A 23,725-nucleotide genomic window follows, 5' to 3' on the forward strand; every position below is an offset into this window, starting at 1 on the left:
TCATGGCCGACACCCGCAGAGGCATGCGGGAGGGGAAGCGACTGCTCTCCCGTCGGATACGCGCTGTGCTCGCGGGCGGGCTGGTGTTCGGCGTCGGCGCGACGATGACCCTGGCCGCCTGGAACGATTCCGAATACGGCAATGCGACCTTCACCGCCGGGCGGTTCGACATCGTCGGGGCGACCGACGGTGCCACGTTCTCGAGCCACCCGGTGGGCACGCCGGCGGCGCTGTCGTTCAGCGCACCGTTCTCGGCCATGGCTCCCGGCAACACCACGTACGCGCTGTTCAGCGTGCGGACCGCGAATCCGTCAGTGGCCGGCACGCTGCAGCTCAGCGTGACGTCGACGGCGGGAACCGGGCTCGGCACCTACCTGCGATACGGGGTGAGGGCCATCGCGGGGACGGCCTGCAACAGCACGACCTACACGGCCGGGACGGCTGTCGTTCCCGACAACTCGCTGCTGTCGGTCGGCGGCACCGGCACCCAGGCGGTCGCGGCCAACGGCGGAACGACCGTGAACTACTGCTTCGCAGTGACGTTGCCGGCAGCGACCGACAACGGCGCGCAAGGGCTGACGGCGATCCAGACATGGCAGATCGCCGGAGTGTCGAGCTGACGTGCGGGCAGAGCATCGGATGACGTGAGGAGGAGACATGAGTGCACCGACGAGGCGCAGCCTGCGTGAACAGGCGACGGTCGATGATGCGTCCGCGTCGCCGGCACCCGCCGCGGCGTCCTCGCGAGGCACTCTCGGGAGGGCGCTCGCCGATGTCCTCCTCTGGCTCGCCGCCGCCGCAGGGGTCATCTGCATCGTGCTCGTGATCGTCGCCTTCACGGCGAACATCACCCTCATCATGTTCCGCACGGGATCGATGGCGCCGACGATTCCCGCCGGTTCCGTGGCGGTGGTCCAGAGCGTCCCGGCATCCGAGGTGCAGGTCGGCGACGTCGTCACCGTCGATCGAGCAGGCGATCTGCCGGTCACGCACCGCATCACCTCGATCGATCCCGGTGCGAGTGCGGACGAACGGGTGATCACGATGCGCGGAGACGCGAACGCGGCCGACGATCCGTATCCGTACACCGTGCAGACCGTTCGGATCGTGCTGTTCTCGATCCCCGGCTTCGCGACCGTGATCGTCGCGATGGGCGATCCGTACGTGCTGGGCGGACTCACGATCGGCGCGACGGTCCTCGTCGTCTGGGCGTTCTGGCCGCGCTCCCGGAAGGAGAGTCGCGAGCAGGTCGATCCGGCGGGAGTCGACCGATGAACCGGCGGGTGGCGTGCATCGCGGGTGCCTGTGCGGTCGTCTGCGCAGCGCTCGTCGCGGTGAGTCCGGCGTGGGCGGCCCCCTCGACCGAGGTCGTGCAGGGACAGGTGCTGCGGCTGGTCTCCGTCGCCGACTGGGATGCCGCGTCGAGCCTCCTGCCTGGCCAGCCCGTGCAGTGGGATGTGACGGTGAGCGCTGAGGCACCGGACCCCGGGACCGTGGCGGTCGGAGTCAGTGCGAGCGGCGGTGCGGCGCTGGTGATGGACGTGCTCCGCTGTGCGCAGGAGTGGGATGAGAGCGGATGCCGGGGAGGCGCGACCACACTCGAGTCCGGCTGGTCGATACCTCGTGACGGCCTCGAGGTGCCGCTCGTCGAGATGGCCGACACAGAGGTGGCCCACCTCAGGCTCGTCATCGCGTTGGACGGCGCGGACGACGGCAGCACCCAGGTGCGCGTGCATGCACGCGGCGCCGGAGAGTCCGCGACGGTCGGACCCGACGGCGGGCTGGCGACGACGGGCGGTGCGACCTTCGCTCCCTGGGCGATCGGCGGGGCGCTGGCCCTGGTGGCCGGTGGTGCCGCGCTGAGTGCGACCCGGCGCCGCCGCAGCACCGGAGCTCACCGAGGCGAGTCGTGATCGTGCGGCGGCAGCGCGTCCTGGCCGGAGTCGCCGGTGCGGCGCTGCTCTGCGGAGTGGCCCTCGCGCCGCCGGCGCAGATCACCGACGCGGCATTCACCGACCCGGAGTACGGTCGAGCCACGATCACGGCGTTCCGCGTTCCCCCCGCCACGATCATCGCCTGCACGGTGGCGAACAACGGTCTGGGCGTCTTCCAGAACGTCCGGCTCGTGTGGACGTCGGTGTATCCCGCCAGCGGGGTCAGGCTCACACTCACCCAGGGAGCGACGACAGCAGTGGTCCCGGCGGCGAACATCACCACGACAGGTCCTGCCGGCGGCCTCTACACCCACACCGCCGTCCTCACTCAGAGTCTGCTCGCCAGCCTCATCTCCAACCTTCTCGGCAGCACCACGACATTGACGGTGACCAACCTCCTGGCCGGTACGTCCTGGGTGTCGGCCGGGACCTCGCGCCAGCTGTCGATCGCGCTGCTCGGGCTCAACGCGTCCTGCACGTGAGTTCGTGCGGTGCGGACCGGCTCAGTCGGCGAGTGCGAGAGCGCGGAACGCATCGCGCTCGCGCAGGTGCTCGCGCCGGCTGGCGGCGGCGGCCGCCGCGGCATCCGCGATGCGGGTCGGCACCTGCTGACCGGTGGTGCGCCGGTAGAGCTCGTCGATGAGATCTGTGGCGAGGCCGACGAGCTTCGCGATCTCGCGGTCGTCGCGGTCGATCCAGACGCAGCGGGGTTCGTCATGGATGGGGGAGAAGTCGACGTGCTCCTCCCAGACGAAGAGCGTGCGCTCGGCGCCCAGCACGTGCTGCTGCCACCACACCTGGCGCAGGTAGGTGCGGGGGATGCCGCGGAACGCCTTGTTCGTGGTCTTGATCTCCGCGAGCTTCACGCGACCGTCGGCGTCGACGGCGATACCGTCGGGAGTCGCGAGATGGCGGTGCTCGACCTCGGCGCGGAACAGGGCGGAGGAGGGGAGGATGCCGTGGGTCGCCGCCACCCAGGCGGCGATCTCGGGCTCGCGGCGGCGTCCGTGATCGGTGTAGGCGTTGCCTCCGAACCGGGGCCCGCCGCCGAGCTTGGAGTCGGCGGCGCGGGCGATGGACCGCTCGCTCGTGAGGCCGGCGACATCCGTGGCGGTGATCCCACGGGACCGTGCCCGCATCCAGGCGACGCGGTCGCGGGAATCCGCGACGATGCGAGCTTGGAGTTCGGGGGTCACCTATCGAGGGTAACCCCGGTCGCCGACTCTCCCTCCCGCACACGCCGCCCGGGGCGTTCCCTCGGGCGTTCGACCCCGGCAGAGACTCAGCTGCGCGTCGGCCACGCCTCCGGGCCGGCGGATCCGGCGACGTAGTCGTCGAGCGGCACATCGCCCCGCTGCCACGCCTCGAGGATGGGGGCGACGATCCGCCACGACTGCTCGGCGGCGTCTCCCCGCACGGCGAGCATCGGATCCCCGTCGAGGACGCCGGACAGCACCTCGGCGTACGCCTTGAGCGCGCCCTCGCCGAGCTCCGCGGACAGGATCGCGCGTTCCAGCTCGAGCGGGTCCTCGGATGCGTTCAGGTTCAGCTCGAGCGACATCCGGTCGGGACCGAGCGAGAAGCGCAGCACCGCTCCGTCGGACGTGCCGGTGAGCCCGCGGGGCAGATGGCGGACAGGACGGAAGCGCACGACGATCTCTCTGGCGGGCGTTCCGAGGGCCTTGCCGGAGCGGAGCCGGAACGGGATTCCCGCCCAGCGCGCGTTGCGGACCTCGAAGGTCGCCTCGGCGAGCGTCTCGGTCTCCCGACCCGGGTCGACGCCGGGTTCGTCGACGTACGAGGGCTTCGCGGTGCCGTCGATCTCCCCCGCGGTGTAGCGGGCGCGGCGAGACGACCCGGCGGGGTCGTCGCCCCACACGGCGGTCGCGCGGAGCACCGCGCCGGTCGCGGCGCGGAAGTCGACCTCGTCGAGGGTGGCGGGCTCTTCCATCGCGAGCACCGCGAGCACCTGGAGCAGATGACTCTGGATCATGTCGACCAGTGCGCCGGCCTTGTCGTAGTAACCCGCACGCCCCTCGAGCGCCAGCGCTTCGTCGTAGACGATGTCGATGGACTCGATGCTCTCCGCAGACCAGAGCGGTTCGAGGATGCGGTTCGCGAACCGTGCGCCGAGGAGGTTCAGCGTGGTCGAGCGACCCAGGAAGTGGTCGACGCGGAACACCTGGGTCTCGGGCACGAGGGCGGTGAGGATGCTATTCAGCTCGCGGGCGCTCGACTCGTCGGTGCCGAACGGCTTCTCCATCACGAGCATGGCGCCCGCGGGCAGCATGTCGGGCGTGAGTGCGGCGATGCACGCCGCCGCCACGGCCGGAGGCACTGCGAAGTAGAGGGCCACGCGGCCGGTGAGTCCGCCGAGCAGCGCACGCAGATCGTCGGCGCGCGTGATGTCGGTGCGGGCGTAGGTGACGTCGACACGGGCTGCCGCGTCCTCGGCGTCCATCGAGGCGAAGGCCGTGTCGACGACGGCCCGCAGCTCGGCATCCGTCCACTCCTCGCGATCGGCGCCGACGATCCGCACCGAACGCGCGGGTTCTCTCTTCAGCAGCTGGCCCAGAGCGGGCAGGAGGAGCCGAGAGGTGAGGTCGCCACCTGCACCGAGGATCACCAGCGTCGTCGCATCGGTCATGTTCTCACCGTAATCGCTCCGACCCTCGGGTGAACATGCCAGACTCGGTCGATGCCCGCTCCGATCGAGGACTACGCCCTGCTCAGCGACTGCCGCACCGGCGCGCTCGTCTCGCGAGACGGCAGCATCGACTGGCTGTGCCTTCCGCGTTTCGATTCGTCCTCGGTGTTCGGCGCTCTCCTGGGCGACCCCGGTCACGGATGCTGGACGCTGCGCCCGAGCGATGCCGGAGCGACATCGACGCGGTACTACCTCTCGGACACCTTCATCCTGGTCACCCGGTGGGAGACGGCGGAGGGCGTCGCGGAGGTGCACGAGTTCATGCCGATCCAGCCGACGCGCACCGAAGTCATCCGCAGGGTCGTCGGCGTCTCGGGCAGCGTCGAGTTCGACACCGAGCTGCGCCTGCACTTCGACTACTCCCGTCGGCTGCCGTGGGTGCGGCAGGTCGGCACTCCGGATCACCCGGCGCTGCATGCGACGGCCGGGCCCGAGTCGGTGATCGTGCGCGGCGTGCGATTCCACGCCGAGGACCATCGGCACCGGGCGACGGTGACGGTCGGCCCCGACGAGATCCGGGACCTCACGCTCAGCTGGTTCCTCTCATATGAGCACGCGCCGAAGCCGCTCGACGTCGAAGAGGCGATCGCCGGGACGCGGGCCTGGTGGCAGGGATGGGCGAGCGGGATCCGCCACGACGGCCCGCATCGCGACGCCGTCGTCCGCTCTCTGCTGGTGCTGCGTGCGCTCACCAACAAGGACACCGGAGGCATCGTCGCCGCGGCCACGACCTCGCTGCCCGAGGATTTCGGCGGCTCGCGCAACTGGGACTACCGCTTCGTCTGGCTGCGGGATGCCGCGCTGACGCTCGAGGCGCTGATCGCTCATGGCTTCCTCGCCGAAGCGCATCAGTGGCGTCGCTGGCTGCTCCGGGCCGTCGCGGGGGAACCGCGGGAGGTGCAGATCATGTACGGGATCGCCGGTGAGCGCGATCTCCTCGAGCGCGAGCTGACCAGTCTCCCCGGTTATGACGGTTCAGCGCCGGTGCGCATCGGCAACGGGGCCGTCGACCAATACCAGGGTGATGTGATCGGCGAGGTCCTGGTCGCTCTCGAGGCGGCCAGGATCGCGGGTCTGGAAGAGGGGGACTTCTCCTGGCCCTTGCAGCGCGCGCTCGTCGAGCAGGTGATCGCGTCGATCGATCGCCCCGACAACGGAATCTGGGAGATCCGGGGCGAGCCGCAATGGTTCACGCACTCGCGGGTCATGATGTGGGCCGCGCTCGACCGGGGAGTCCGTGCCGTGCGGGAGCATGGTCTCGCCGGCGATGCCGAGCGGTGGGAGGGCGTGCGCGATCGCCTGCGTCGCGAGATCGACGACCGCGGTGTCGATGCGGAGGGCGGCCACTTCGTCCAGCACTACGGATCCGGCGACGTCGATGCCTCGCTGCTGCTGCTGCCGCAGGTCGGGTACTGCGCCGCCGACGATCCGCGCATGCTGCGCACCGTCGCCGAGATCGAGAGTCGCCTGCTCGTGAACGGATTCGTGCGGCGCTATCGCACCGAGTCCGGGGTCGACGGACTCGGTGGAGGGGAGCATCCCTTCATCGCCTGCAGCTTCTGGCTCGTCGAGCAGTATGCGGCGAGCGGGCGCACGGGCGACGCGCAGAACCTCATGGCCGGAGTGATGGCGATGGCGAACGATCTCGGCCTGCTCTCGGAGGAGTACGACGTCGGACACCAGCGGCAGGCCGGCAACACTCCGCAGGCACTCTCGCACCTGAGTCTCATCCGGGCCGCCGACGCACTCGCCGGGCACCGGGGACGCGCGGCGCACCGGGACTGACGTCCGATTTGAGGGTCGGCGGTCGATGAGGTAGCCTGGGAACAACCGAAGACCGCTGGTCATCGTCGTGCGTGAGAACGCGAGGCGATCGAAGCTCTGCTCAGCAGGGGCCCGCGCAGGACACGAACTTTCAGAGCTCCGTGCGCTTGCGCCGGAGCTTTTCTGTTGCATGCGGTCAGGGGTCGGCGCCTCACCTCCGTGAGGCGCCTCGTACACACCAAGGAGTGACCATGGCGCAGAAGGACGCATCGGTTGCCGAGCTCACGAAGTCATTCGAGAACTCGACTGCCGTTCTGCTGACCGAGTACCGCGGTCTGACGGTTGCCCAGCTCAAGGAGCTGCGCAACAGCATCCGTCAGGACGCTGAGTACGCCGTGGTGAAGAACACGCTGACCAAGATCGCCGCCAACAAGGCTGGCATCACCGCGCTGGACGACGACCTCAAGGGTCCGTCGGCTGTCGCGTTCGTGCATGGCGACTTCGTCGCCACTGCCAAGGCTCTTCGTGACTTCGCCAAGGCCAACCCGCTTCTCGTGATCAAGTCCGGCATCTTCGAGGGCAACGCCCTCTCTGCCGACGAGGTCAACAAGTACGCCGCGCTCGAGAGCCGTGAGGTTCTGCTGGCGAAGGCTGCGGGCATGATGAAGGCGACGATGGGCAAGGCTGCTGCCACCATCGATGCTCTTCGCGAAAAGCTGGAGACCGCTGAGGCCGCGTGAGCGACCCACGATCTCGTTCAACAAACCCACCTATCTAGGAGATACATCATGGCTAAGCTCACCACTGAGGAGCTGCTCGAGCAGTTCGCAGGCCTGACCCTCGTCGAGCTCAACGACTTCGTCAAGGCGTTCGAGGAGAAGTTCGAGGTCACCGCTGCTGCCCCCGTCGCCGTTGCAGGCGCAGGCGGCGGCGCTGCTGAAGAGGTTGAGGAGAAGGACTCCTTCGACGTCATCCTCGAGGCTGCCGGCGACAAGAAGATCCAGGTCATCAAGACCGTCCGCGAGCTCACCTCGCTCGGTCTCGGCGAGGCCAAGGCCGTCGTCGACGGTGCTCCCAAGGCCGTGCTCGAGGGCGCGAACAAGGAAGCAGCCGAGAAGGCCAAGGCTGCCCTCGAAGAGGCAGGCGCCACGGTTACCCTCAAGTAATCCGTTCCAGGTCGCGGCGTGATGCCTCGCCCTGGAAGCGTCTGAACGCTTCACGAAAGCCCCGGGTCCGCCCGGGGCTTTCGTGCGTCCGGGGCGCAGATCCGCAGAGGAGCGGTCAGCGTCGTCCGGCGGTGGAGCTCCGGACGACCAGCGAGGATGTCGTCACGGTGCGCTCGCGCGGAGAATCCGGGTGGTCGATCTGCTGCCGCAGCAGGCGCACTGCCTCGTGGCCCTGTTCGCGCGGTGACTGCCTGATGGTCGTGAGCGCGAACATCTCGGCGTGCTGGTGGTCGTCGACTCCGACGATGCTGAGCTCGGTCGGCACGGCGATGCCGAGGCGACGTGCCGCGATCATCGCGCCGATCGCCGCCTCGTCGCAGACGCCGACGATCGCGGTGGGGCGTCCTCTGCGGTCACCGAGGAGCTCGACGGCGGCGGCGTAGCCGCCGGGCATGGTCGGGCGGCTGTCCGCGATCCTCGCGACCGCCTCGAGTCCCGCCGCAGCGAGAGCCTCGAGATATCCCTCGACGCGCTGGGCGTCGCCGAAGCTGAGATGGTCCGGATCCGTGGATCCGCCGACGAACGCGATATCGGTATGGCCGAGTTCGATCAGGTGCTCGGTGGCGATCCGGGCGGCGGCGATGTCGTCGATCGACACGGCACTGGATCCCTCACTGTACGGACCGACGCTGACGAGCGGTCGCTCGGAGCGGTGCAGACGTTCGAGCTCCTGTGCGCTGGGCTGGATGCCGACGGCGATGATCCCGTCGAACCGTCGCCCGGGCAGCACGACATCGAACAGGCGCTCGCGGGTCTCGCTGCCTTCGCGGATGCCGTAGAGCGCGAGCTCGTAGTCGAGGGCGAACAGCGATTCCTGGATGCCGGCGAGCAGCTCCGAGAAGAACCAGCGGTCGACCGGCGGCATGATGACTCCGACGGTCTGCGTGCGACCCGTGGCGAGACTCGTCGCGGAGGAGTGTGCGACATAGGCGAGTTCTCCGGCAGCATCGGCGACCCGCTTGCGGGTGTCTTCCGAGACGTAACCGCGTCCGCTGAGTGCTCGGCTCGCCGTCGCCTTCGACACGCCAGCGCGCGCCGCGACGTCGGCGATCGTGCTCATCCGGTCCTCCTCGACCATGACTGCGACGCGAGCCCCCACCCCTGCGCCGATGACAGCGTAACGGGTCGCAGGGACGAAAAGGAACCGGTTCCACAGGAATTGTGAGGGAGCGCTCCCATGGTTCGTGCCAGGGCGCTGCGAATGGTTGTCAGTCTGTGATCCTGGCTTATTGTGCCGCGGCGTCGGACCCCGATAGGTTGTCCTGGAATCGGTTCCCGATTCTGTGCCGAGGGGCGGCGCGGAATGTCGTGGGAGCCGGGAAACTCGAAGAGGAGAATTCACATGGGTCTGTCACAGCGTTCCCGGCGTTACGCGCCAATCGCACTGCTGGGAGTCGCGGGCATCGCGCTCGCCGGTTGTGGTGCTCCCGGCGGCACGGACGGCGGGGGAGAAGGCGGCGGCGGAGACAACACCGTCACGATCTACGGCACGATCGTCGAAGGAGAGGCAGAACTTCTCGCAGAGTCCTGGGCGGACTTCGAGAAGGAGAACGACATCACGATCAAGTACGAGGGCAGCCAGGACTTCGAAACTCAGCTCGGCACCCGTGCACAGGGCGGCAACCCGCCCGACATCGCGATCTTCCCGCAGCCGGGTCTGTTCGCGGACTACGCGGCTCGCGACTTCCTGAAGCCGGCCCCTGACGCCGTCGAGGCGAACGCCAAGGAGTACTGGACGCAGGGGTGGGTCGACTTCGGCACCTACGAGGACGAGTTCTACGGCGCGCCGCTCATGGCGAGCGTCAAGGGCTGGGTCTGGTACTCGCCGACGAAGTTCGCCGAGTGGGGAGTCCAGGAGCCCACGAGCTGGGACGAGCTGCTCACACTGACCCAGACCATCCAGGAGAAGAGCGGCAAGGCACCCTGGTGCGCCGGCTTCGAGTCGGGTGTGGCGACCGGCTGGCCCGGCACCGACTGGATCGAGGACCTCGTGCTCCGCAACGCGGGCGCCGACGTCTACGACCAGTGGGTCAAGAACGAGATCCCCTTCACCGACCCGCAGATCAAGGAGGCGTTCGACGCCACCGGCGAGATCCTGCTCAACCCGGCCTACGTCAACGGCGGCTTCGGCGACGTGCGTTCGGTCAACTCCACGGCATTCGGCGACGTGGCCCCTGCAGTCGCGAGCGGCGAGTGCGCACTGACGCACCAGGCGTCGTTCCTGTCGGGCTTCTTCCCCGAGGGCACGAACATCGCCGAGGACGGCGACGTGTGGGCGTTCCTGCTTCCGAGCCAGAGCGAGGACGAGACGTTCATCACCGGTGGTGGCGAGATCGTCGGCGCGTTCAGCGACGACGAGGCGACGCAGAAGGTGCTCGAGTACCTCTCGAGCCCCGAGTGGGCTGACAGCCGTCTGGCACTCGGTGGCGTGACGTCTGCGAACAAGGGCGTCGACATCGAGGCCGTCGAGAACCCGATCCTGCAGGAGTCGATCAAGCTGCTCCAGGACGACTCGGTCACGTTCCGCTTCGACGGATCCGACCAGATGCCCGGCGCCGTCGGCTCGGGAACCTTCTGGAAGGGCATGGTCGCCTGGATCAACGGCACCTCGACCGACGAGGTCCTGACCCAGATCGAGACCGGCTGGCCCTCCAGCTGATCGGATGAGGTGGGCCGCCCCGTCGGGCGGCCCACCTTCTCCCTCTCGGTCCGCGCATCGCCGCGCGGACCGCTGATCAGCTCCGTCTCATGAAGGGGAATCCATGAACGCGACTGTGTTCTTCCAATGGATCGGGTCTCTGCCCCCGATCGCCCAGGCTCTCGCCGTCGTCATCGCGTTCGCGGTGGTCGTCGTCGTCATCCTGCTTCTCGTCGACATCGCGCCCCGCAAGGGCGCGCTCTACACCGGCATCCGCCTGGCGATGTGCCTGCTCATCCCGTTCGCGGTGATGTGGTTCTTCAACTCCTATTACTGGGCGATGGGAGTAGCGGTCGCCGTCGGCGCCCTGTTCTTCTTCCTCGACTACCGTTCCCGCGACGGAGCCGGGTACCTGATCCAGCTCGTGGCATTCATGGCCCCGGCCATGCTGCTGCTGCTCGCGGGCCTGATCCTGCCGTCCATCCAGACGGTCTACGCGTCGTTCTGGAACTCCACCGGCAGCGACTTCGTCGGCTTCTCGAACTACCTCTGGATCTTCACGCAGTCCGACGGCGTCACCTCGGTCGTGAACACGATCGTCTGGGTGCTCCTGGTCCCGACGCTCTCGACCATCGTCGGTCTGGCCTACGCGGTGTTCATCGACAAGACCCGCGGCGAGAAGATCTACAAGCTCCTCGTCTTCATGCCGATGGCGATCTCGTTCGTCGGCGCGAGCATCATCTGGCGCTTCGTCTACGCCTACCGCGGTCCGGAGTTCGAGCAGATCGGTCTGCTCAACCAGATCCTGGTCTGGTTCGGCGGAGAACCGCAGCAGTTCCTGCTCAACGGACCGTGGAACAACCTCGCCCTCATCGTCGTGCTGATCTGGGTGCAGACCGGTTTCGCGATGGTCGTCCTGTCGGCGTCGATCAAGGGAGTTCCCACAGAGCTCCTCGAAGCGGCCGAGCTCGACGGCGCGAACGCGTGGGAGCGATTCCGTTCGGTGACGATCCCGTCGATCCGCCCCGCGCTGATCGTCGTCCTCACCACCATCTCGATCGCCTCGCTGAAGGTCTTCGACATCGTCCGCACGATGACCGGTGGCAACTACGGCACCTCGGTGCTCGCGAACGAGATGTACACGCAGTTCTCCAAGTTCGAGGCGGGACGCAGCGCTGCGCTCTCCGTCATCCTGTTCATCCTGGTGCTCCCGATCGTGATCTACAACGCGCGCCAGATCAAGAAGCAGCGGGAGATCCGATGACCGACACCGTGAACTCAGACACCGGACAGAGCACGAGGGCGATCACCACCGCCGGACGCTTCGAAGCCTCGGCCGGCCGCGCGCGCAAGCGCCTGAGCCGTCCGTGGGCCACTGTCGCGTCGATCGTGATCGCCGTGGTGTGGACGATTCCGACGCTCGGCCTGTTCATCTCGTCGTTCCGTGAGAGGGACGCGATCGAGACGAGCGGCTGGTGGACGGTCTTCACCAACCCGCAGCTGACGCTCGACAACTATGTAGCCGTGCTGCAGTCCGGAACGACGCAGCTGACGATCCTGGAGTCGTTCTTCAACTCCATCGTGATCACGATCCCCGCCACGCTCATCCCGCTGATGATCGCGGCGATGGCGGCCTACGCGTTCTCCTGGATCGACTTCAAGGGACGCAACGCGCTGTTCATCTTCGTGTTCGCGCTGCAGATCGTGCCGATCCAGATGGCTCTGGTGCCGCTGCTGTCGTCGTTCTCGCGGGGCATCAACCTGTTCGGCGTCCAGGTGACGCAGGGACTGGACGCCTCGGGCGGCTACGCACAGGTGTGGATCGCGCACACGATGTTCGCGCTGCCGCTGGCGATCTACCTGCTGCACAACTTCATGTCGGAGATCCCGGGGGAGATCATCGAGGCGGCTCGCGTCGACGGCGCATCCCGCGGACAGATCTTCTTCCGGATCGTGCTTCCGCTGACGATGCCGGCGATCGCGTCGGTGGCGATCTTCCAGTTCCTGTGGGTGTGGAACGACCTGCTCGTCGCCCTCGTGTTCGCCGACGGCGCCGCCTCGCCGATCACGAAGGTGCTCGCCGAGATCACCGGTCGCGGCGAGGGATGGTACCTGCTCACCGCAGGAGCCTTCGTGTCGATCATCGTCCCGCTGATCGTCTTCTTCTCGCTCCAGCGGTACTTCGTGCGAGGACTCCTGGCGGGGTCCACCAAGGGCTGATCGGCTCTCGGAGACAGGTCGAGCACACGATGCCGCGATCGGGCGCAACACAGCCCCGGTCGCGGCATCGTCGCACGTACGCTGTGAACATGAAGTACGCAGACTCCATCGTCGACCTCGTCGGCGACACGCCCCTCGTGAAGCTCCAGCACGTCACCGAGGGCGTGGAGTGCACGGTTCTCGTGAAGCTCGAGTACCTCAACCCCGGCGGCTCCGCGAAGGACCGCATCGCCTCGCGCATCATCGACGCGGCCGAGGCCTCGGGCGACCTGCGGCCGGGCGGCACGATCGTCGAGCCGACCAGCGGCAACACCGGCGTCGGACTCGCGCTGGTCGCCCAGCAGCGCGGGTACAAGTGCGTCTTCGTGCTGCCGGACAAGGTCGGCGAGGACAAGATCGACGTGCTGCGCGCCTATGGTGCCGAGGTGGTCGTCACTCCGACCTCGGTGGCGGCCGACAGTCCCGAGTCGTACTACAGCGTGAGCGACCGGCTCGCCCGCGAGATCCCCGGGGCGTTCAAGCCCAACCAGTACGAGAACCCCAACGGGCCGCGCAGCCACTACGAGACCACCGGCCCCGAGATCTGGCGAGACACCGACGGCCGCGTCACGCACTTCGTCGCCGGGGTCGGCACCGGGGGCACGATCACCGGAACCGGCCGGTATCTGCGGGAGGTGTCGGACGATCGGGTCCGCATCGTCGGAATCGACCCCGAGGGCAGCGTCTACAGCGGCGGCACCGGGCGCCCGTACCTGGTCGAGGGAGTCGGCGAGGACATCTGGCCCGGCGCCTACGACCCGAGCGTGCCGCACGAGATCGTCGCCGTCGACGACGCCGAGTCGTTCGCGATGACCCGGCGGCTCGCGCGAGAAGAGGGCATCCTCGTCGGAGGCTCCAGCGGCATGGCCGTGGTCGGCGCGCTGCGGGTGGCGCGTGACCTTCCGGCGGACGCCGTGATGGTGGTGCTGCTGCCGGATGGCGGGCGCGGGTATCTCGGCAAGATCTTCAACGATGGCTGGATGCGCTCGTACGGGTTCAGCGAGGTGGAGGAGGGCGAGACCGTCGGCGACGTGCTCGCCGCGCGCACGGCCCGCCTGGGGGAGGGCATCCCCGATCTGGTGCACGCGCATCCGACCGACACCGTGCTCGAGGCCATCGGCATGATGACCGAGTACGACGTCTCTCAGCTGGTGGTGCTGAGCGCCGAGCCGCCGGTCATGATGGGCGAGGTGGTCGGCACGGTCGACGAGAAGGGGCTGCTGGACCTGCTGTTCCGAGGCGATGCGAAGCCCGCGGACGCCGTGGGCGATCATGTGGGGGACAGGCTGCCCCTCATCGGCATCCACGCGCCGATCGCGCAGGCACGTGCGGCGCTCGCCGACGTCGACGCGCTGCTCGTCACCCTCGACGGCAAGCCGCACACGGTGCTCACGCGACAGGACCTGCTGTCGTACATCTCCCGCTGATCCCGCACGGACGCCGGACGCCGGACGTAACAGGAGCGGATGCGGTCGCCGGAGCGGACGTAGGCTGAGGGACATGTCCGAGCATGCCTTCGCCACCAGAGCCATCCACGCAGGTCAGGCGCCTGACCCGACCACCGGGTCGATCATCCCGCCGATCTATCAGGCCTCGACGCATGTGCAGGACGGCATCGGCGGGTTCCGAGACGGGTACGAGTACAACCGAGCCGGCAACCCGACACGGTCATCGCTCGAGACGCAGCTCGCCGCACTCGAAGGCGGCGCGAACGCGCTGTCGTTCGCGTCGGGGCTCGCTGCGGAGGATGCGCTGCTGCGCGGCATCCTCCGACCCGGCGATCACATCGTGCTCGGCAACGACGTCTACGGCGGCACCTACCGCCTGCTCACCAAGGTGCTCGCGCCCTGGGGCATCGAGACCACGACGGTCGAGCTGTCGGACGTCGACGAGCTGCGCGCGGCGATCCGGCCCGAGACGAAGATCGTCTGGGTCGAGACGCCCAGCAATCCGCTGCTGAAGATCGTCGACATCGAGCTCATCGCCGAGATCGCCCACGCGGCCGGGGCGATCGCCGTCGTCGACAACACCTTCGCCTCACCGGCACTGCAGCAGCCGCTCTCGCTCGGCGCCGATCTCGTCGTGCACTCCACCACGAAGTACCTGGGCGGGCACTCCGACGTGCTGGGCGGTGCTGTCGTGTTCCGCGACGACCGTTTCTTCGAGCAGGTCAAGTTCCAGCAGTTCGCGGTGGGTGCGGTCTCCGCGCCTCTCGACGCCTGGCTCACGACTCGCGGCATCAAGACGCTCGCGGTGCGGGTGCGCCAGCACTCCGAGAACGCGCAGGCCATCGCCGAATGGGCAGCCGGCCGCCCGGAGTTCGCGACCGTGTACTACCCGGGGCTCGCCTCTCACCCGGGGCACGACGTCGCCACGCGGCAGATGAGCGGGTTCGGCGGGATGCTGTCACTCGGTCTCTCCGCCGGTGCCGATGCAGCCAAGTCGTTCGCGGAATCGACCGAGCTGTTCCAGCTCGCGGAGTCCCTCGGCGGTGTCGAGTCGCTGATCGGATACCCGCCGGACATGACCCACGCCTCGGTGCGGGGCACCGCGCTCGCCGTGCCCGAGAACGTCGTTCGGCTGTCCGTCGGCATCGAGGGCGTCGACGACCTGATCGCCGACCTCGAGCAGGGGCTCGCTCGCCTGGGCTGACCCCTCAGCGTCGATGGCGCACGCAGGTGGGCGCGAGCGGGCTGTAGCATGGAGACTTCGCCCGGATCGAATCGATTCGACTTCCGTCGCGGATTCGGCCGCTCTCGCGACGTGATCCCTCGCGACTCACCTGATCCCCTCCAACTCCGGAAGGACCGTCGTGCCCGACGCTCCACGCACTGACTCCATCCCGACCGCCCCCGCTCCTGAGTGGACCGCCACGGGCAGCATCCGCATCCCGTCGTCGACGGGCGCGATCCGCACGCTCGGCTCGAACCCGGCCACCGCGCCGATCATGCTGCACCCCGGCGACTCGATCTCGAACGGCCGTCGAGCCCTGTACATCGTGCTGCTCGGCGCGCTCACCGCGCTCGGCCCGTTCACGATCGACCTGTATCTGCCTGCCTTCCCGGTGCTGGAGCAGGACTTCGAGACCACGGCGGCAGCGATCCAGCTGACCCTGACGGGCACGATGATCGGCTTCGCGCTCGGTCAGCTCGTCGTGGGCCCGCTCAGTGACAAAGTGGGCCGCCGTATCCCGCTGATCGTCGTGACAGCGCTGCACGTGCTCGCCAGTGCGGCGGCGGCGTACGCGCCCACCCTTCCGCTGCTCAGCGGCGCGCGAGTCTTGATGGGCGTGGGAGCGGCCGCGGGCGGCGTCGTCGCCATGGCCATCGTCCGCGATCTGTTCGGCGGCCGCAGGCTCGTGGTGATGCTGTCGCGGCTCGCCCTCGTGTCGGGCGTCGCCCCGGTGATCGCCCCGCTGATCGGCTCATGGCTGCTCACGCTGATGCCGTGGCGCGGCATCTTCGTCGTGCTGGCCCTGTACGGCGTCGTGATGCTCGTGTCGGCCATCGTCTTCATCCCCGAGACGCTGCCGATCGCACGCCGCCAGGAGAAGGGCGGCGCGACAGTTATGCAGCGCTACCGCTCGGTGTTCTCCGATCGCGTCTTCATCGGCGTGCTGATCATCGGGGGCATGACCTTCTCGGGTCTGTTCTCGTACCTGTCGGCCTCGCCGTTCCTGTTCCAGCAGACGCACGGGCTCGACGCGCAGCAGTACGGTCTCCTGTTCGCGGTCAACTCGCTCGGTGTCGTCGCCGGCGTGCAGACGGCCTCGCGACTCGCCGCGCGCTTCGGACCGCAGTGGGTCATGGCCTACTCGACGGCGGTCCTGCTTCTCGCGGGCATCGCCATCATCGTGACCGATCAGCTCGGCCTCGGGCTGTGGGGCACGGTCATCCCGCTGTTCGTCTTCATGACGGCCTGCGGCTTCACCTTCCCGAACGTGCAGGTGCTCGCTCTCGACAGGCACGGCAAGGCGGCGGGCACCGCGGCGTCCGTGATCGGAGCCACGAACTTCGGCGTCGCAGGGCTGATCTCGCCGGTCGTCGGCTGGGTCTCTCAGGGTGCGGGGATCACCGCCACGACCATGGCCTCCGTGATGGTGGGATGCGCGGCCATCGGGGTCCTGTCACTGTGGCTGATCGTGCGCCCACGGACTGTCGGCATGCTGGCTCCCTGACTTTCAGCTTCCGACCGGCAGAATGGTTCGATGAGATCACGAACGCTGCTGTGGTGGGGAATAGGGATGCTCGTCGCGGCGACGCTCCTCGGAGCGGCGATCGTGTTCGGGTACACCGAGCCTCCCGGCTTCGACACCTGGTGGAACGAGACGATCAGCACGTACCGCACCGACGCCATGCTGTCGTTCGCGTTGGTGCTGAACAGCATTGGCGGCGGGTGGATAGCGATCCTGCTCGTTCCGCTGCTGCTGATCACCGCTCTTCTCGTGGCTCGGCGATGGCAGGCCGCCGTGTTCGCCGCTGTGGCGTTCCTCGCGAGCGCCGGCGCCGTGCAGCTGCTGAAGCACCTGTTCGGACGAGCGCGCCCGGAGGACATGATCGTCGTGAGCGACTACGGATCGTTCCCCTCGGGGCACGCCGCCAACGCGGCGACGATCGCGATGGTCCTGTGGCTGGTCTTCCCTCGTGTGTGGACCGCGATCCTCGGCATCCTCTGGGTGGTCGCGATGGCGCTCTCGCGTACTCTCCTGTCGGTGCACTGGGCCACCGACACGCTGGGCGGTGCGCTGGTCGGCGCCGGCGTCGTTCTCGTGCTGGGGGCCTGGCTGCTGCCGTGGGTGCAGTCGACGTCGCAGCGGGACGACCCCGCAGTCGCGCCGGTAGGCTGACACCGTCCACATCGCATCGAGGAGCAGCATTGTCGCGCATCCGTCCGTATCGTCCGTCCGACCGCGCCGCCCTCTACGACGTCTGCGTCAGGACTGCGGATGCCGGAGCCGACGCGACCGGGATCTTCTCGGACGACTCGCTCTGGGGCGACCTCTTCGCCGTGCCGTACGTCGAACGCCACCCCGACCTCGCCTGGGTCGTCGAGACCGACGACGAGCGCGTGATCGGCTACATCGTGGCGACGGACGACACGGATGCCTTCGCGACCTGGTTCCGCGACGAGTGGTGGCCTAGGCGACAGGAGCGGTACCCGAGGGTCGACGAGCCGAGCACCCGTGAGGATCGCATGATCGAATACGGCTATGCGCAGGCCCCGGGCCGGGACGCGAACGCGGAGGAGTACCCCGCGCACCTGCACATCGACCTCCTGCCCGAGACCCAGGGTCAGGGACTCGGGCGCCAGCTGATCGAGACGCTCTTCACCGAACTGCGCCGCCGCGGAGTGCGGGGGCTGCATCTGGGCATGGACCCGAACAACACGGGCGCCGCCGCCTTCTACAAGCGGCTGGGCATGACACCGCTCCCTGCGGAGCCGGGCGGACAGAGCTTCGGCGTGACGTTCGACTGAGTTCTCGGCCGGGCGGCGTCCCCGGTGCTCGCTGCGCTCGCGCCTCCCCGAATCGCCAGCGCTCGATAAAAAGCATGAAGGGCCCCCGCTGGCGCGGAGACCCTTCATGCTTTTTGGCGGTGACGGCGGGATTCGAACCCGCGGTTGCTTGCACAACACACGCTTTCCAAGCGTGCTCCTTCGGCCGCTCGGACACGTCACCAAGGAACAACCTGAACAGTCTATCCGATCGGGTGGGCAGCCCATGACCAGCTCGTGTGAGGAGCATCATCCGGCGGGATGCTGCTCCACCGGTATGCGATCCGTCCGAGCCTTGCGCCCGCAAAGCGATGCTCTCTAGCCTCGGACGTAGACACTATGCAGTCATATAAGAGCGCACGGCCAGGGTGTGTGAGCCCGGCCGCGCAGCCGACACCGATCGGCGAACTCGTCTCGGAAGGACGTTCATGGCGACAGACCCTTTGCCCACCGTGGCCAGCACTCCTGTGCGCACCGCCTTGCGCCTGGCACACTCCCGCGCTCTCGCAGACCTCGGCCTCGATGCGATCGGCCGTTCCCGCTTCGGATGGCGCGACCGGTCGATCGGCTCAGCCGTCGAACGGGCCGGCTCCTCATACTGGTTGCGAGTCGTCTGGGCTCGAAGCGAGTGGGCGAGGAGCTCGTGGTGGGTCGGCAACCAGGACGCGATGACCATCACCGGGGTCGAGAAGCCCCGACTGATCGACGCGCGGGCGTGGGAGGAAGGACCGCTGGTGTATCGGGCCGACCTCATGAGCCTGCTTCCCGGTCGGGTGTGCGCTCCGACATCCGTGCTCGAGCGGACGCCCGGGCTGGACGAGACGTGGTGGACCGCGCTCGAACGCAACCTCGACGCCGTCGCGGCGACGCCGACGGAGCGCACCGTGCTCGATTCCGAGATCATGCGCCGCAGGATCGGCGTGTTCTTCGGCATCGACCTCGACGTCGACCAGGACGACTGGGTGGCGAGCCACGGCGACCTGCACTGGAACAACCTTCACCGGGAGCCGTTCGCGATCGCCGACTGGGAGTCCTGGGGTCTGGCGCCGCGCGGCTATGACCCGGCGTTCCTGCTCGGACACTCCCTGGCCGTTCCGCACGTGGCAGATCAGATCGCGCGGCGATTCCGTCGGGACCTCGAGACCGAGAGCGGCATCGTCTCTCAGCTGTACGTGATGACGAAGCTGCTCACGCGTGCGGACGCCGGAGAGCACGTCGGACTCGTGCCCGCGGTGCATCGTCACGTCGGGCGGCTTCTCGGCACTCGGGTGCCGCTGCGGCGTCGGGCTCCCGCTCGTGCGACGTAGGATCTCTGGGTGGCAACCCCCAAGATCGTCCTCTTCTACGTCTTCACCCCGCTCGCCGATCCGGATGCGATCCGGGTGTGGCAGCGCGACCTCGGCGAAGCGCTCGGGCTGCGCGGACGGCTCCTCATCTCGAAGGACGGAGTCAACGGCACGTTGGGCGGTGACCTTCTGGCGCTGAAGAAATGGGCGCGGTCATTCCGGGCCTATGCGCCCTTCAAGAACGCCGACATCAAGTGGAGCGAAGGCACCGGCGTCGACGCGGATGGTCGCAGCGTCGACTTTCCGAAGCTCAGCGTCAAGGTGCGCGACGAGATCGTGTCATTCGGAGCGCCGGGCGAATTGCGGGTCGATGAGAACGGCGTCATCGGCGGCGGCACTCGGCTCACACCGGAAGAGCTGCACGAGCTGATGGGGGAGCGAGGCGACGAGGTCGTGTTCTTCGACGGACGCAACGCGCTCGAGGCGCAGATCGGCCGCTTCCGGGGAGCGGTCGTTCCCGACACCGAGACGACTCGCGACTTCGTGCAGCTGCTCGACTCGGGTGCCTACGACGACCTCAAAGGCAAGCCGGTCGTCACCTACTGCACGGGCGGCATCCGCTGTGAGGTGCTCTCGAGCCTGATGACAGCCCGCGGGTTCGGCGAGGTGTACCAACTCGAGGGCGGCATCGTCCGCTATGGCGAGCAGTACGGTGACGAGGGCCTCTGGGAGGGGTCACTCTACGTGTTCGACAAGCGCGGCTCCGTCGACTTCTCCGACCACGCGGCCGTCATCGGCGAGTGCGTCGGCTGCGGTGTGCCGACCAAGCGCACCGCGAACTGCCCGGACCCCGCCTGCCGCACCCAGTTCGTCGTCTGCGAATCCTGCGACTCGGTGCGCTGCGAGCTGCACGCCGCCTGATCCCCTGGCCAGCACCTTCGGCAGTCGCGGTACTACTCAGACGAGCAGCGGCACGTCGGTGCGGCGGCTGACGAAGAGCGATCGCGGCAGCAGGAACGCGTGGACCCTCGTCCAGCGATCGACGCTGCGGCGCAGCTGAGCCGTCACATCGATCAGAGCGGCGTCGAGATCTCGGGCCGCACTCGCCGAGGGGCGCGCATAGCTCGCCTGCTCGACTGCGGCGACGAGCACTCTGATGGCGTCGGCATTCACGCCGCTGTCTCTCACGAGGTCATCGCCGCGCATGCGAGGGGTCTCGGCGTCCGACAGGGGTACGCGCAGATCCTGCATGGTCGCCCGCAGCTCGGCCCACGCGGCTCCGGCGTCACCGTCCCGCGCGCGCCCGCGTCGCGCGAACCGCAGCGCGAGACGAGCGAATGCGGGAATCAGCAGCACCACCAGCACCCCGAGCGTCGTCAGTACGACGGGAGTGGGGTCGAGCTGACGACGCTCCCCGGTCGCGCCGGCGTTGTCGCCGGCATCCTCACGCTCGAGCTCCGGTCCCGAGGTCTGCTCGGTGCTGGGAGCCGCCGTCGGAGCGGGCGTCGCGGCGCCGCCCGTCCCCCCGCCCGTCGTCGCCGCGGCGCTGAAGGCCGTCGGAACCCCGAGAGACGCCGTCGGTTCGAACGGGACCCAGCCCACGCCGGGGAAGAGGACCTCGGGCCATGAGTGCAACTGGTCGCTCGAGACCGAGTACACCGCCTCATCGCCGCGCGTCGTCTCGGTCAGCGCCCCGGGGAGGTACCCGACGACGATGCGCACCTCCATGTCGAGGCTCTCCGCCATGAGCGCGAACGCCCCGGCGAAGTGGATGCAGTATCCCGACCGCACCTCGAGGAACTCGGCGACCGCATCGGCTCCGGTGCCGTCGAAGCCCTCATCGACAGGGGTCTCGAGAGAGTAGGCGAACTGGCTCCGGAACCACGACTGGAGCGCGACCAAGCGGTCGTAGTCGTTCGTGGCGTCCGCCGTTACCTCGGCCGCCGTCTCGCCGATCACGTCCGGCAGGTCGACCGGCTCGGCATCGGGGTCGACGATCGGCGAAGCGGCGGGAAGCGCGCGGATCTGCTCGAGAGTCGGTGAGACCTCGAGCGACCGCACCGTGTAGTCGTTGCCGACGGCATCCCCGTTGCGAGACGCGAGAGTGCGGTTCTCGGGGCTCACCCGCCAGGCGGCGGAAAGTCCCTGCACGCCGGTCGCGGGGTACGGCACGGGGAGCCATGAACTCGACATCCGGATCACGCGGATGGAGGTGTTCTGGTCGGTCGTCTCGATGTCGTCCGCCCACTCGTCGGGGCCGAATCCCTCGCTCTGCGCCTGCAGGTCGCCGCGATCGGGCTCCCACACGCGCCCGTCGAACGACGACAGCGTCGTGAGTCGCAGGTAGGGCGCGGTGTCCGCCGTCGTCGCCAACGTGAGCACCTCGACAGGGTTCGGCTGTCGCAGGTCATCGCCGAGGCGCAGCGACGCATCGACGGTGACCCCCGTACCTGTACCCGTGAGAGTGGCCGAGACCGGCAGCACCGGTGCGACGATCACCGTCGCCGCGAGCGCAGCGACGCCGACGCCGGCGGCGACCGCCACGGATGTCCGCCGCGGCGAATCGGGATTCTGCGCCGCCGTGTACCGCAGCAGCACGAGGATCAGGATGCCGAGCAGCACGAACCAGACGACGTTCACACCCCCGAGAGTGGCGATCATCGGCATGGATCCGACGACGGCGGTGAGGAGGCTGGCGAGGATCGCGCCGCGCTGGGCGACGAGCTGGTCGAGCAGGATGGCGACGACGCCGAACCCCAGGCCCATCACCGCCTGGAGCCCCGGTGATGCGGCGAGCGGGGCCGAACCGAACGCGATCTCCTCCCAGGCAGCGGCTGCGAGAGCCTGGAAGGTGTAGAACGTCGCTTCGGTGGGCATGACGCCGAACACCGCGGTGTCGCCCGCGACGAGCAGGCTGACGGTGCCCATCACCACCAGGATCTGGACGGCGATCGTGACGAGGTCGCGTGCCCAGGCCGGACGGCCGCGCATCAGCGTGCGACACGTCATGCCCGTGAGCGCCGTGACGACGATCACGGCGAGCACCGCGAACGACCAGCTGCCGGGTTCGATGACCGAGGTGAACGGCCACATCGCGACGAGCCCGGCCCCCGCAGCCAGCACCGACGGCAGGACGGTGCCGACGGGCAGCTCGTGCTCGCGGTGCCACGACAGGCGGGATCCGCGTTCGGCCTGTCGTTCAGCTCGGGACATCGGTCGCTCCCCGGTGGTCCGCGGTGCCGCCGATGCGGTCGGGCAGCACGTCCTCCCACGCCTCTGCGATGTCGTCGCCGAGTCTCGCGAAGCGCCAGCCGTTCCGCTCGGCCGCCGCGACGACGCCGGCGCCCGGTGCGGTCGCGAACAGCATCGGCGCTGCCGCTCCGGACGGGCGCAGCAGGGCGGCATCCTCGTCGTCGATCTCGCCTGTGATGTAGACGAGCGGACCCGGAGGTGTGCCACCGACCAGAGTCGGGAGGTCGCGGGGCTCGCCGCGCGGGCCGACCAGCGCGAGGGCGACGAGAAGGCCGTCCCGATCGTCTTCGTGGCCGCGCAGCGTGCCCAGCAGAGTCCCGCCGCTGTCGATCACATCGACGCCGTATCCCTCCTGCACGAGGTGCACGGCGACGGAGGCGCACATCGACACCGCGGTCTCGAAAGCGGGGTCCTCGGCATCACCCGGGCGCGCCCAGCGTGCGGCGCTGCGGTCGAGGATCACGAGAGCGTCGGGGCTGGACTCCTCCTCTTCCTGCCGCACCATCAGCTGTCCGCGATGCGCGGTCGCCCGCCAATGGATGCGGCGCATCGAGTCGCCCGGGATGTAGCGGCGCGGCGAGAGATTGTCGCTGCCCTGCCCGAGCCGACTCGAGGACGTGTGCGCGGTCCCGCCGGCGGCCCCGACCTTGACGGTCAGCGGCGCGAGCGTGAACACCTCAGGGACGACGGTGACCGTGCGCGTCTCGCCGAACGCCTGCTCGCGCTGCGCGAGACCGAACGGGTCGACGGTGCGCACCACCAGTGGGCCGATCGGCCACACGCCGCGACGGACGCCGGTGATCAGATAGGTCAGCTGGCCGGTCTCGGACGGGTACTCGCCCGCCGAGTCGCCGCTCACCGCGGGCGGTAGCACGTCGCGCCAGAGGCCGCGGGGAACGCGCAGGGCCCGCAGGGTGAAGCGCAGGGTCACTCGCGAGGTCTCCGACACGGTCAGCAGGTCGGTCGAGACCTGCCGCGTGACGGTGCCCGTGCGCCGCGGCAGCCGCACGACGAGAACCGAGAAGACGGTGAGCACGAGAAGGAGGATGCCGATGTAGAGGAGGATCGGCGCGCCCAGCATGTTCGCCGCGATCAGGCAGCCGAGACCGGAGAGGAGCGCACCCGTTCCCCGCAGGGTGAGGGTTCGACGGCGAGGCATGGCGAGC

At 68.6% G+C, this 23,725-nt stretch carries 22 protein-coding genes and 1 tRNA gene; 17 read left to right on the top strand and 6 right to left on the bottom strand.

The genetic code is table 11. The features are described from left to right. Window positions 1-2 precede the first annotated feature (2 nt). Genes AB0P11_RS08630 through AB0P11_RS08645 form a run of 4 tightly spaced genes read left to right on the top strand, consistent with a single transcriptional unit; the run spans window position 3 to window position 2,416 of the window. On the top strand, window positions 3-620 hold the full coding sequence (locus AB0P11_RS08630; RefSeq protein WP_056279798.1) for a SipW-dependent-type signal peptide-containing protein: 618 nt from the start codon (window positions 3-5) through the stop codon (window positions 618-620). Between the two features lie 37 nt (window positions 621-657). Then, entirely contained in the window at window positions 658-1,275 is a 618-nt protein-coding gene (locus AB0P11_RS08635; RefSeq protein WP_363521272.1) for a signal peptidase I, read from the top strand. Next, a complete protein-coding gene (locus AB0P11_RS08640; RefSeq protein WP_072591652.1) occupies window positions 1,272-1,913 on the top strand; it encodes a hypothetical protein in 642 nt (213 codons plus the stop codon). The genes AB0P11_RS08635 and AB0P11_RS08640 overlap by 4 nt, the downstream gene beginning before the upstream one ends. Beyond that, window positions 1,910-2,416, top strand: coding sequence for a hypothetical protein (locus AB0P11_RS08645; RefSeq protein ID WP_056279802.1), 507 nt, complete (start codon window positions 1,910-1,912; stop codon window positions 2,414-2,416). Before AB0P11_RS08640 ends, AB0P11_RS08645 begins: the two co-directional genes overlap by 4 nt. 21 nt (window positions 2,417-2,437) lie before the next feature. Here AB0P11_RS08645 and AB0P11_RS08650 read toward each other — a convergent pair whose 3' ends face one another. Together AB0P11_RS08650 and AB0P11_RS08655 are read right to left on the bottom strand one after the other, a co-directional pair. Beyond that, window positions 2,438-3,130 carry a YqaJ viral recombinase family protein gene (locus tag AB0P11_RS08650; RefSeq protein ID WP_053097431.1) on the bottom strand — a complete coding sequence of 231 codons (693 nt, stop codon included), beginning with the start codon at window positions 3,128-3,130 and terminating at the stop codon, window positions 2,438-2,440. Between the two features lie 86 nt (window positions 3,131-3,216). Further along, entirely contained in the window at window positions 3,217-4,581 is a 1,365-nt protein-coding gene (locus tag AB0P11_RS08655) for a glucose-6-phosphate dehydrogenase (RefSeq protein WP_363521276.1), read from the bottom strand. Between the two features lie 51 nt (window positions 4,582-4,632). On the opposite strand from AB0P11_RS08655, the gene AB0P11_RS08660 reads away from it, so the two are divergent. The 3 genes from AB0P11_RS08660 (at window position 4,633) to rplL (ending at window position 7,571) form a co-directional block, all read left to right on the top strand. Further along, window positions 4,633-6,426 (top strand): glycoside hydrolase family 15 protein, encoded by a 1,794-nt coding sequence (locus AB0P11_RS08660; RefSeq protein ID WP_363521279.1) that lies wholly within the window; start codon window positions 4,633-4,635, stop codon window positions 6,424-6,426. Between the two features lie 230 nt (window positions 6,427-6,656). Continuing rightward, the gene (gene rplJ / locus AB0P11_RS08665; RefSeq protein ID WP_053097428.1) at window positions 6,657-7,145 is read left to right on the top strand and encodes a 50S ribosomal protein L10; all 489 of its coding nucleotides are present in this window, start codon (window positions 6,657-6,659) and stop codon (window positions 7,143-7,145) included. Between the two features lie 48 nt (window positions 7,146-7,193). After that, window positions 7,194-7,571: a 50S ribosomal protein L7/L12 gene (gene rplL / locus AB0P11_RS08670; RefSeq protein ID WP_042539579.1), complete on the top strand. Its 378-nt coding sequence runs from the start codon at window positions 7,194-7,196 to the stop codon at window positions 7,569-7,571. Between the two features lie 115 nt (window positions 7,572-7,686). Here the strand turns inward: rplL and AB0P11_RS08675 are convergent, their stop codons facing one another. Then, a complete protein-coding gene (locus AB0P11_RS08675) occupies window positions 7,687-8,691 on the bottom strand; it encodes a LacI family DNA-binding transcriptional regulator (RefSeq protein ID WP_053097427.1) in 1,005 nt (334 codons plus the stop codon). A gap of 282 nt (window positions 8,692-8,973) precedes the next feature. Here AB0P11_RS08675 and AB0P11_RS08680 point away from each other — a divergent pair, with 282 nt between their 5' ends. The 8 genes from AB0P11_RS08680 to AB0P11_RS08715 all read left to right on the top strand — a co-directional run bounded on the left by AB0P11_RS08680 (window position 8,974) and on the right by AB0P11_RS08715 (window position 18,003). Beyond that, entirely contained in the window at window positions 8,974-10,290 is a 1,317-nt protein-coding gene (locus AB0P11_RS08680) for an extracellular solute-binding protein (protein ID WP_053097426.1), read from the top strand. A 103-nt stretch (window positions 10,291-10,393) separates the two neighbouring features. Continuing rightward, window positions 10,394-11,533, top strand: coding sequence for a sugar ABC transporter permease (locus tag AB0P11_RS08685; protein ID WP_053097425.1), 1,140 nt, complete (start codon window positions 10,394-10,396; stop codon window positions 11,531-11,533). After that, a complete protein-coding gene (locus AB0P11_RS08690; protein ID WP_053097424.1) occupies window positions 11,530-12,489 on the top strand; it encodes a carbohydrate ABC transporter permease in 960 nt (319 codons plus the stop codon). The genes AB0P11_RS08685 and AB0P11_RS08690 overlap by 4 nt, the downstream gene beginning before the upstream one ends. 89 nt (window positions 12,490-12,578) lie before the next feature. Beyond that, window positions 12,579-13,955 carry a cystathionine beta-synthase gene (locus AB0P11_RS08695; RefSeq protein WP_056279809.1) on the top strand — a complete coding sequence of 459 codons (1,377 nt, stop codon included), beginning with the start codon at window positions 12,579-12,581 and terminating at the stop codon, window positions 13,953-13,955. Between the two features lie 73 nt (window positions 13,956-14,028). After that, window positions 14,029-15,180: a cystathionine gamma-synthase gene (locus tag AB0P11_RS08700; RefSeq protein ID WP_053097421.1), complete on the top strand. Its 1,152-nt coding sequence runs from the start codon at window positions 14,029-14,031 to the stop codon at window positions 15,178-15,180. Window positions 15,181-15,475: 295 nt separating this feature from the next. After that, window positions 15,476-16,705: a multidrug effflux MFS transporter gene (locus tag AB0P11_RS08705; RefSeq protein ID WP_053099210.1), complete on the top strand. Its 1,230-nt coding sequence runs from the start codon at window positions 15,476-15,478 to the stop codon at window positions 16,703-16,705. Window positions 16,706-16,735: 30 nt separating this feature from the next. Next, window positions 16,736-17,374 carry a phosphatase PAP2 family protein gene (locus AB0P11_RS08710; protein WP_072591647.1) on the top strand — a complete coding sequence of 213 codons (639 nt, stop codon included), beginning with the start codon at window positions 16,736-16,738 and terminating at the stop codon, window positions 17,372-17,374. Window positions 17,375-17,403: 29 nt separating this feature from the next. After that, window positions 17,404-18,003: a GNAT family N-acetyltransferase gene (locus AB0P11_RS08715; RefSeq protein ID WP_187250358.1), complete on the top strand. Its 600-nt coding sequence runs from the start codon at window positions 17,404-17,406 to the stop codon at window positions 18,001-18,003. A gap of 114 nt (window positions 18,004-18,117) precedes the next feature. On the opposite strand, the gene AB0P11_RS08720 is transcribed toward AB0P11_RS08715, so the two are convergent. Next, window positions 18,118-18,205 (bottom strand) — tRNA-Ser (locus tag AB0P11_RS08720). Between the two features lie 244 nt (window positions 18,206-18,449). On the opposite strand from AB0P11_RS08720, the gene AB0P11_RS08725 reads away from it, so the two are divergent. Both AB0P11_RS08725 and AB0P11_RS08730 read left to right on the top strand, forming a co-directional pair. Continuing rightward, a complete protein-coding gene (locus AB0P11_RS08725) occupies window positions 18,450-19,328 on the top strand; it encodes an aminoglycoside phosphotransferase (protein ID WP_157538284.1) in 879 nt (292 codons plus the stop codon). 9 nt (window positions 19,329-19,337) lie between these two features. Next, window positions 19,338-20,228 carry a rhodanese-related sulfurtransferase gene (locus AB0P11_RS08730; protein WP_056279814.1) on the top strand — a complete coding sequence of 297 codons (891 nt, stop codon included), beginning with the start codon at window positions 19,338-19,340 and terminating at the stop codon, window positions 20,226-20,228. Between the two features lie 36 nt (window positions 20,229-20,264). On the opposite strand, the gene AB0P11_RS08735 is transcribed toward AB0P11_RS08730, so the two are convergent. Next, window positions 20,265-22,520: a DUF3488 and transglutaminase-like domain-containing protein gene (locus tag AB0P11_RS08735; protein ID WP_363521289.1), complete on the bottom strand. Its 2,256-nt coding sequence runs from the start codon at window positions 22,518-22,520 to the stop codon at window positions 20,265-20,267. Then, on the bottom strand, window positions 22,507-23,718 hold the full coding sequence (locus AB0P11_RS08740) for a DUF58 domain-containing protein (RefSeq protein WP_056279818.1): 1,212 nt from the start codon (window positions 23,716-23,718) through the stop codon (window positions 22,507-22,509). Before AB0P11_RS08740 ends, AB0P11_RS08735 begins: the two co-directional genes overlap by 14 nt. Window positions 23,719-23,725: the final 7 nt, after the last annotated feature.

Source organism: Microbacterium sp. NPDC079176, assembly GCF_040686675.1.
GTDB lineage: Bacteria > Actinomycetota > Actinomycetes > Actinomycetales > Microbacteriaceae > Microbacterium.